Here is a 9,701-nt window from a genome sequence, read left to right as displayed (position 1 = left end):
AATGGCATACATGGGAATTACTCACCAATGGCTCGATGCCAAGCTGAAGGAAAAGAGCCTGACGGTCAAGGACGTATTTTTCGCGCAGGTGGACCCGCAAGGGGAGCTATTCATTGATCCTTACAGCGATAATGTACAGATGTCCAAGGTACAGGACTCTAATCAAGCCGTGCTGACGCTGTTGGAACAATGCACGACTGAATTACAAAAGCTGGCAACGGGCTCCAGTGAGCAGCAAAGCAAGCAGCTTTTTGAGCAATGCTCACAAAGCTTAAAGCAAGCGATTCAGGAAATGAAGCCGATAAATCCAACTGAACCCTGAGTATACACGTCCATGACATAAGCATACGAGCTGGTAACCCAAAGGAGCGTCTTCAAGGCCATAAATGGCTGAAAAGGCGCTCCCTTTGGCTTTAATCATTTCATCTATTTTATATTGTAAAAAAATAATCTCGTTCTACCTTGCTCACTCTTAAACCAAACGTTTTATACCATTCGGCTTTCCCTTTCTCCTGTGCTACCTTGTGCATCTCGTTATGTTTCCAATTTTTTATAGCGTCTAAGGATTCCCAATAAGAAACCGTGATGCCTACTCCGTTTTGGTCACGAACACTTTCCATGCCCAGAAAACCAGGCTGTTTAGCAGCCAGTTCCTCCATTTTGTCTCCCATCTTTCCATATCCGCCATCTCCTTCAGTACGTTCAGAAGTAAAGATAGCAGCATAATAAGGGGGCTGTGGCGTTTTTGCAATTGAATTCATAGGTACCTCCCAGAAATGAAATGGTTATCAGCTTTTTTCTTAAGTCTGGATTTTGCAAAATCCTCAAGTTCGATTATAACCACAAAACTAAGATAAAAAAAAATGAATATATATGATACTATATATGAATATATTTCATGCAATGTAGGAGGACACATGAATTTGTTTAAATATAAGGTCTTTCTTAGCGTAGTAGAAGCAGGAAGCTTCACCAAAGCAGGAGAACTTCTTAATCTTACACAATCCGCCATTAGCCATGCTGTTTCCGGTTTGGAACATGAATTGGGCTTGACTCTTCTGATTAGAGGACGTTCAGGCATCAAATTGACCAGCAATGGAGAACGTCTGATGAAGCATTTCAGAGAGATCGTGCAAATGGACGAAAGGCTCTATCAAGAGGTCGCTCTAATTAAAGGACTGGAAACCGGAACTGTCAAAATAGGTACATTCTCAAGTGTATCCATCCAGTGGTTGCCCGGTATTATTCATAAATTTAACGAGCAGTTTCCACTTATTGAACTGAAACTGCTCGACGGTAACTACCATGAGATTGAGCATTGGATAGCCAGCGGAGAAGCTGATTTTGGCTTCGTTAATCTGCCTGCTTTAGACGTACTGGAAGTACTGCCGCTAAAAAAAGAAAGAATGCTGTGCGTACTGCCATCTAATCACATGCTTCGGGAGCAAACAACCATACGTGTGGATCAACTCCTTGATGAGTCCTTCATTATGCCTGCTTCTGGCTGCGACACCGATGTACGGAGAATTTTTTCCCAGCACAAGCTTGCTCCGAAAATCAAATATGAATTAGAAGATGATCATGCCATTATGGCTATGGTGCAAAACGGACTGGGCGTAAGTATTCTTCCGGAAATGATTTTAGTTCAAAATCCTTATGAACTTTGTATTCGGCCTTTGGAGGGAAAACATTCCCGCACTATTGGTATCGCTGCTACTTCTTTGAAGAACATGGCTCCAGCCGCCAAAAAGTGTATGAACTTCATTGCTGAGTGGATCACTAAGTCCATATGACATCCTATTTCTGTAAATTGGATTCACCTTTTAATTTATAGACGACGATTCATCCGGTGTTGGCCATGGCAATGGATTTTCAAAGCCTGACCAGTCCATGTCCATTTCGCTATCATTCAGCAGACATTCATCCAACTCTTCTTCCAGTTCCGGTTGATTCATTCCGATACCAATCATGACGATTTCGTTCATACGATCGCCCCATTGCTCATCCCAATTATCTAGAACCTCAGGATCAGCCGCGACGATCTCCTGACGTTCTTCCTCGGATAACGCCGCAAGCCAACTTCCAGCAGGACCAAACTGAATGGAGGACCCTGCCTGGCTGATACTGGCCGCCCAATCCTGAGGGGTTGCAATCCAGGCCAAACCTTTGGCGCGAACGACCTCCTCCGGCCAGTAGCTCATAAATTCAGCCAATCTGGCAGGATGAAACGGTCTTCTGCGGCGATATACAAAGGAATTGATTCCATATTCGTCCGTTTCCGGTGTATGGCTCTCTAGCTCCAGCTCACGAATCCATCCGGCGGATTGGCTGGCCTTATCAAAGTTAAACAATCCCGTGTTCAAAATGTCCGAAGGAGCAACCTGTCCCTTGGAAGCGCGAATGATTCTGGCTTCAGGCTGCAATCTGCGCAGCACGCCCTCAAGTTTGTCCAACTGCGGAGGCTGAACCAAATCGCATTTATTCAGAATCAGTACATCACAGGTTTCAATCTGATCAATCAGCAAGTCCGAAATATCACGCGTGTCGTCTTCTCCCGTAGCCTGCCTGCGATCCAGCAGTGTTTCTCCCGATTCAAAATCATGCCAGAAACGGTTCGCATCGACCACCGTCACCATGCAATCAAGCTTTGCTAAGGAAGTCAAATCAATGCCTGTCCCTTCGTCGGCGTACGTAAAGGTTTGAGCGATAGGCACAGGTTCACTGATCCCTGTGGATTCGATTAAAATATAATCAAACTCGCCTTGTTCGGCCAGCTTCTTGACTTCCAGTAGCAGGTCTTCGCGCAATGTGCAGCAAATACAGCCGTTGGACAGCTCAACCAGTTTCTCTTCTGTTCTGGACAAGCCACCTTCTTTTTTTACCAGTTCGGCGTCAATGTTCACTTCGCTCATGTCATTGACGATCACGGCCACTTTCATTCCATCCCGATTGTTTAACACATGATTCAAAATCGTTGTTTTCCCTGCCCCCAAATATCCACTCAGCACCGTTACCGGGATTACTTTCTTATTCATTGGTGGTACGCTCCCTTTAATATAAACTCATCTTCATCGTATTTTTTAAATCGTAATAATTACTATTAATGCAGGCATTCAGTAATATACATGATCCCCTTCGCCTTGTCAACTGCGAAGAAACCCTTGAAATGAATCATAAAAAGTTATTAATATATGATAATAACGATACTTAAAGAATAAGGTGAATGTTTTGCAATCAATCTGGCTAGGTGTATTGGCTGCTTTCTTTTTTGCTTTTACTTTTGTTCTCAATCGGTCAATGGAGCTATCAGGGGGGAGCTGGATATGGAGTGCTTCTTTGCGATATCTGTTTATGCTCCCCATTTTATTCGTCATCGTCTTGACCCAACACAAGCTTAAACCTCTTTGGAACGTCATGAGAGAACAAGCGTGGACCTGGGCTCTATGGAGCTTCGTCGGGTTTGGATTGTTTTATGCTCCATTATGCTTCGCATCAGCTTATTCACCAGGCTGGCTGATCGCTGGAACGTGGCAAATTACCATTGTTTCCGGTTCTTTGCTTGTCCCGTTATTTTCTGAAATTGTGCAAACGGAGAACGGTCCTTTAAAAGTACGAGGGAAAATCCCCATTCAGGGACTTATGATGTCTTTGGTTATTTTACTAGGCATTATTCTCATGCAAATCGAACAGTCGCAATCCATTTCTGCTCAAGATTTTTTATTCGGTATCCTGCCTGTCGTACTCGCTTCATTTGCCTATCCACTAGGTAATCGTAAAATGATGGAAGTTTGTGCAGGACGGTTAGATGCCTATCAACGTGTACTCGGGATGACTTTAGCCAGTTTGCCGTTTTGGCTACTACTTTCGTTATATGGGGTTTTTAGCGTGGGAATGCCGAGTCAGGAGCAAACGATACAATCTGCTTTGGTGGCCGTGTTTTCAGGGGTGATCGCCACAGTCCTGTTTTTTAAAGCCACAGATCAGGTTCGTGGAAATATGCAAAAGTTAGCAACGGTTGAAGCGACACAATCTCTGGAAGTACTTTTCGCATTAATGGGAGAACTGATCTTTTTATCTATGCAGATTCCTTCCCTTTTATCATGGATCGGTATGTTCATCGTGATCCTCGGCATGATTCTGCACAGTTATAGTACACATGATAAAAAAATTCTCCCTCGGATGATGCCTAAAAAGACAGATCACGTTTAGCGCAGGATTATTCTGTTCATGATCGCTTATCGTTCAGGTTCTGACAGGGCAATCTAGTAAAAAAGCAGCAGACTCAGGAGACTACTCCTGATCTGCTGCTTTTTTGTGATTCTCTTCTTGTCTTCGATAGGAAGATGCTAAATTACCATGCGTAGGCTTCCGGCGCAGGTTTGCCGGGGCCAGGGAAAATCTCATTCAGCTTGGTAAGCACATCCTCGCTCAATTTGACCTCAGGCACACGCAGAGCATCCTCCAGCTGATCCAATGTCCGTGGGCCGATAATCGGAGCCGTTACGGCCGGATGAGACAATACCCAAGCCAGCGCAATCACGTCTTCCTTTTCGCCCAACTCGCGGGACAACGCTGCAAATTGCTCCAGCTTCCCACGATTTTGTTCAATCTTTTCCTTGGAACGTGCGCTACGCGAGCCTGTGCCTGCCAATGCATTACGTCCCAGCAATCCGCCAGCCAGCGGGCTCCATGGAATAACACCGAGTCCCAGCTCCTGAGCCGCAGGTAATACCTCTAGCTCGGCGGAACGCTCATTCAGGTTATACAAATGCTGCTCGGATACCAGCCCCAAAAAACGGCGTGCCTTCGCTTCGGCCTGCGCCACAGCAATATGCCAGCCCGCAAAGTTACTGGAACCAATATAATCCACTTGTCCCCGATCCACAACCGACTCGAATACGCCCCACAGCTCATCCCATGACACGTTTCGGTCAATATGATGCATCTGATACAGCTCGATATGATCGGTCTGCAAACGTTTCAGAGAAGCATCCAAATGACGGCGAATTTTGTAAGCTGACAAGCCTGATCCTGCGTTCGGCCCGTCGTTCTCATTTTTCATATCCCCGTATACCTTCGTCGCAAGCACGACCTTCTCACGTCTACCGCCACCCTGCTGGAACCAGCGTCCGATAATTTCCTCCGTCCACCCTTTGCGGTCATGACCATATACATTGGCTGTATCAAAGAAATTAATGCCCGCATCCAGCGCAGCATCCATAATTTTAAACGCTTCCTTTTCTTCGGTTTCCGGCCCAAAATTCATCGTGCCCAGACACAACCGACTAACCTTTAAGCCTGACTTTCCCAAGTATGAATACTCCATATTGCCTCCCGCCTTTGCCTAAGAGTTTTAAATACCGTAAAAATCCCACGCCAAAAAAGACCATACTCATTTCATTAACCAGAAAGCACCGCCTTGAAACACCCCGAAATGCATTTTAAGGTTTGGCAGCGCACGCAAAAAAGCTCCGCACCCTGCCGAAGCAGCAAATGCGAGGCCATCTCCCCTCATACTACCACCCACCGTTAAAAGGAAAGTGACTTTACGGTGGTAGCCCCAGCGTAGCGGAGGATTTGAATCTGAAGAAGCGCCAGCGTTCGCCTGAAAGCTTTCCATTGGAAAGCTCTCATCGTAAGCATAAGCTGCCACGGGATTCTTACCTTTTCATGTCCTATCCAATCCAAAGAATCCCGTGGCAACAGCGATCGTAAGATCAAATCCTACGCGGAGCGCTCAATCCAACCACCGTAACTCCCACTCTTTTTAACAATCAAGGAATCAATTTCGTCTCTTTCGCTCGCTCAGCCATCTTCTTCGTATACTTGCTGAGCGGCTTCTTAAGCACCAATCCAAACAGGAAACAAACCCCGATAAATACAAGCAGCATCACCACATCCCGTGTTACCGTCGAAGGCAGCATCCCCCCTACCGTTTCCCGTAACAGACTAACCGCATAGGTGAAAGGAACGAACGGATTCAGCGCTTGAAAAAACGGCGTGCTCGTCGCAATTGGAAACGTGCCCCCTGAGCTGGAGAACTGAAGCACCAGCAAGATAACCGCCAGCCCCTTACCGATATTGCCAAACACCGAAACCAGTGTATAGGTCATAGCTGTGAATACGAGACTAATCAGTATGGAGGACAGTACAAATGCCACTTTGGCATCCACATATGCCCCGAGCAGGAACAAGTCACCGAGCGACACGCTAAGCGCCTGAAATATACCGATAGTGGAGAACGTCATAAGCCGCCCGAAGTACACTTGGTAGCTTTTGTATTTACCTTCCGGGTCTTCTACATCTACCCTGAACATCGACACCAGCAGCATCGCGCCTACCCAAATCGACAATGTAGTATAAAAAGGCGACATCGCAGAACCATAGTTCGGAATCGGATAAATCCGCTCCTGTTTCAACAAAACCGGACTGCCGAGAAAATCGCTCTCCTTTTTCACATCCCCCTTGAGCAACGCAATGGCCCGTCCAAGGGCATTTTCACCTTTGAGCTTGCGAATCGTGTCTGCGGCCTGACGTATGGAATCCTCAGCAGCAGGAAGATCCGTTCTGACAAAGTTGGCTACCTGGTGCACCGCATGTTCTGCCTCGGGAAACTTGTTCTCAATCAGGTCAGCCATTTTGACAAACTGCTGCTCCGCCTTCGGCAAATCGTTGCGCACAAAATCCGCCGCCTGATGAATTTTACTTTTCACTGCTGGCAAATCGTTATTCACGAAGTCCGCTGCCTTGTTTACAGCATTCTTAAATTCGCCCATGCGTCCCTGAATCGTCGTAGCCGCTTCATGCAGTTTTTGCCGGTATTGCGGCAGGTCCTGCTGGAGACGGGTCAGTTCTTCCTGACCGAATTGTGCGGCAGCCTGAGCGTCGTTTAATATTTTTTCAATATTCGGTAGCTGCTCTTGAGCCGTATTCAGCACATTCGCGGAATTGCGGGCAACGGTCTTCATTTGATCCAACGCTTTTTGAATGGCTGGTGCGTATTCCGTATCATAGTTGCCCAAAATGCTGTCAATCCCACTGCTGATTTCTCCAGCAAGGCGGTCAGCGTTATCCAGTAGATTTTGTGCAGGCTTCTCGCCGCGCTGAATGGCATCCCCGATGCTTGTAACCGTGCTATTCAAGCGACGGAAACGGTCCTCTACACCGCTCACACGGGAAATGAGCGAATCCAGCGGCTGACTAGGCAAATATCCGTTAACACGGGACAGCAACTGAGAAATACGATCCAGCACTCCCACGGCAGTGGTCAGTCTTCCGCTAACCCGCTTCACCGCAGCCTGTGCTACTTTAGGATCAAAATCAACACCCCGGATGATCCCTGTGATCTCCGAAACTTCATTCGCCATTTGCTGTACCAACTGTAAATCCTCTTTGACCACCGTTCCGATGGAATCAAGCGCACCATCATTTTTATCCAGAAAGTCAAGCAATCCGTTTGTAAAATCCTTGCCCGCATTCGCAATTTGTTGTACTTCCGGCAACGCTTTTTGTGCGGCATTAATGACCTTAAGCGCCGTTTGCGTGTCCTCCAATGCCGTAGCCAATGCGCTTTCTACCTTACCGAAATTTTGATCCAGCTCCACGATCCGATCTCCGGCCTTTTGAATATCCGGCAGCCTTTTTTGTATATCTAAAATAGTCGCCGCCACCTTGTCCAGCTCGGGCAAGTTTTTTTCAATTTTGAGCACCAGATCGCCAGCACGGTTAATTTCAGGGATTTTCTCCTTCAATGCGATGATCTTTTGTCCCTGTGCCTTAATTTTCGGCAAATTCTGCTCCAACTCGATTGCTTGCTTACCTAACCTGTCGATATCCGGCAGTCGGTTGTTCAGCTCCAACACCCGGTTCTCAATGTTGCGAATGGTTGGTAGCTCCTCCTCCAGCTTCACCCCGGCTTCCTTTAACTTGGTTAGCACGGCCTGACTGGCGGTTTCAATAAAGTTTTGGCTAATCTGATTCGTCAGAGCGGTTGCCCCCGAAGATGTAATTTTCGGTGCGACCGCATTAATTTTTTCATTGACGGCGTAATCAATCTCTGGCTTTTGCGGATTTTCTGTGAGTACGCTCGTAATTTTTTTGGAAAAATCCTTTGGAATGAGCAGACTCGCGTAATAATCTCCGTTCAACACACCTTTTCTCGCTTCTGCTTCGTTGACAAAGGTCCAGCCCAGTTTCTTGTTATTTTGAAGGTTATGCAAAACCTCGTCACCGATATTAATCTTCTTCCCGTTCACCTCAGCACCCTGATCCTGACTCGTTACTGCAATTTTAATACCTGATGTATTTGCATAAGGGTCCCACATTGCTTTCAAATTCACCCATGCATAGACGGAAGGCAAAAGAATAATACCAATGACCAATAAAGTCCCGGTTGATACTTTAAATACATTTTTCCAGTCTGTTAAGTAGATTTGCCATATCTTCCGCAACTTCACCACTCCTTGTATGTACATTAACCTGTAGTCCAGTGTTGTATGCACACGTATTGTAAACGATTCGAACGAATGAAGCCAATTATTGTGTGCATACTCACAAGCTCTCCTTCAATAATATGCGGGGTACATGATATAATAAATGGGAATGGAGATGATCTTGAATGAGCGAGCTACTGGACCCACGAAATGACTTTGTGTTTAAACGTATTTTTGGCAGTGAAGACAATAAAGATGTACTCTTGGCTTTTCTCAATCGTACTTTCGCGGAGTCAGGCGAGTAGCCGTTAACTGAAATCATTTTGCTAAATCCTTATACGGATAAAGATGCTCCACTTGATAAGCAATCCATTTTTGACATTTGGGCCAAAACGGCAACAGGTAAACATATTAACGTGGAAATGCAGCTATTTAATAAATATGATATTGAAAAACGAACTCTGTTTTATTGGAGTAAAAGATATTCGGGTCAGTTACAAGAGCGTCAAACCTATAAAGAACTCAAAAAATGTGTCACTATCAATATTCTAAACTATTCCTTTCTGCCGAATGATCGATATCATAATGTGTTTCATTTACGGGAGGATCATACGGGAATTGAGCTTAGTGATGACTTTGAGGTACATTTTATGGAATTATCGAAGGTAAATGACACGTCCGTTCCAGTGGAAGGTGGCTTAATTAATTGGCTTCTCTTTCTGAAAGGGGCTGACAAATCCAACTGGGAGGTGCTTAGCGTGAATGAACCAACTTTAAAAAAAGCGATGGATACACTCGAGTTCCTAAGTCAGGATCGGGAAGCGCGGCGTTTGTACGAGGAACGTCAAAAATACCTTCATGACGAAGCTTCCATGATTGAGTGGGCCACGGAAAAAGGTCTGAAAAAGGGGCTAGAAGAAGGTTTGGCTAAAGGTTTGGAAGAAGGACTGACTAAAGGCGAGCGTCAAAAAGCTGTTTAAATCGCAAGGAACATGCTATCTTTAGGTATTGAAATTGAAGTTATTGCCAAAGCGAGCGGATTATCTGAATCCGAGGTTCAATCATTGAAACCGATTCAATAATTTATTTTTAGCAAAGCGTTTAACCCTGAAAACTCGCCTTGTTCTTTAGAAAGAACAAGGCGAGTTTTTTGTAAACAAAAACATAAAAAATAAATCAACCCTTTTTAGTCTTACCACTCCTCGTTCATTGGCCGTGATCCTGGCAAACACGTTCATGTCATTCCCTCTCCCATCACTAACAAACCAA

The 9,701-nt window shown here is 45.5% G+C and carries 7 protein-coding genes and 2 pseudogenes; 4 read left to right on the top strand and 5 right to left on the bottom strand.

The features are described 5' to 3' along the window. A pseudogene (locus tag C1I60_RS25780) lies at positions 1–322 on the top strand (DUF421 domain-containing protein); the annotation flags it as partial. A gap of 109 nt (positions 323–431) precedes the next feature. On the opposite strand, the gene C1I60_RS17555 reads toward C1I60_RS25780, so the two are convergent. Further along, entirely contained in the window at positions 432–761 is a 330-nt protein-coding gene (locus C1I60_RS17555) for an antibiotic biosynthesis monooxygenase family protein (RefSeq protein ID WP_137062895.1), read from the bottom strand. A 156-nt stretch (positions 762–917) separates the two neighbouring features. Between C1I60_RS17555 and C1I60_RS17550 the strand changes: the two genes are divergently transcribed. Next, a complete protein-coding gene (locus C1I60_RS17550) occupies positions 918–1,793 on the top strand; it encodes a LysR family transcriptional regulator (RefSeq protein WP_137062894.1) in 876 nt (291 codons plus the stop codon). A 30-nt stretch (positions 1,794–1,823) separates the two neighbouring features. Here the strand turns inward: C1I60_RS17550 and C1I60_RS17545 are convergent, their stop codons facing one another. Then, positions 1,824–3,035, bottom strand: a complete 1,212-nt coding sequence (locus C1I60_RS17545) for a GTP-binding protein (RefSeq protein ID WP_137062893.1) — start codon at positions 3,033–3,035, stop codon at positions 1,824–1,826. Between the two features lie 193 nt (positions 3,036–3,228). Here C1I60_RS17545 and C1I60_RS17540 point away from each other — a divergent pair, with 193 nt between their 5' ends. Then, on the top strand, positions 3,229–4,209 hold the full coding sequence (locus C1I60_RS17540; RefSeq protein WP_137062932.1) for a DMT family transporter: 981 nt from the start codon (positions 3,229–3,231) through the stop codon (positions 4,207–4,209). Between the two features lie 142 nt (positions 4,210–4,351). Here C1I60_RS17540 and C1I60_RS17535 read toward each other — a convergent pair whose 3' ends face one another. From C1I60_RS17535 to C1I60_RS17525, 3 genes are all read right to left on the bottom strand, one after another. Next, positions 4,352–5,326: an aldo/keto reductase gene (locus tag C1I60_RS17535; protein WP_137062892.1), complete on the bottom strand. Its 975-nt coding sequence runs from the start codon at positions 5,324–5,326 to the stop codon at positions 4,352–4,354. Between the two features lie 66 nt (positions 5,327–5,392). Further along, the gene (locus tag C1I60_RS17530; protein WP_212734483.1) at positions 5,393–5,620 is read right to left on the bottom strand and encodes a hypothetical protein; all 228 of its coding nucleotides are present in this window, start codon (positions 5,618–5,620) and stop codon (positions 5,393–5,395) included. 154 nt (positions 5,621–5,774) lie between these two features. Beyond that, complete coding sequence (locus C1I60_RS17525) at positions 5,775–8,450, bottom strand: YhgE/Pip domain-containing protein (protein ID WP_137062890.1); 2,676 nt, start codon at positions 8,448–8,450, stop codon at positions 5,775–5,777. A 167-nt stretch (positions 8,451–8,617) separates the two neighbouring features. Here C1I60_RS17525 and C1I60_RS17520 point away from each other — a divergent pair. Further along, a pseudogene (locus C1I60_RS17520) lies at positions 8,618–9,514 on the top strand (Rpn family recombination-promoting nuclease/putative transposase). Positions 9,515–9,701: the final 187 nt, after the last annotated feature.

It is taken from the genome of Paenibacillus terrae, from assembly GCF_005217525.1.
GTDB classification, from domain to species: domain Bacteria; phylum Bacillota; class Bacilli; order Paenibacillales; family Paenibacillaceae; genus Paenibacillus; species Paenibacillus terrae_C.
Note: the sequence above shows the minus strand (reverse complement) of the source record. Positions and strands in the feature narration are given on the sequence as shown.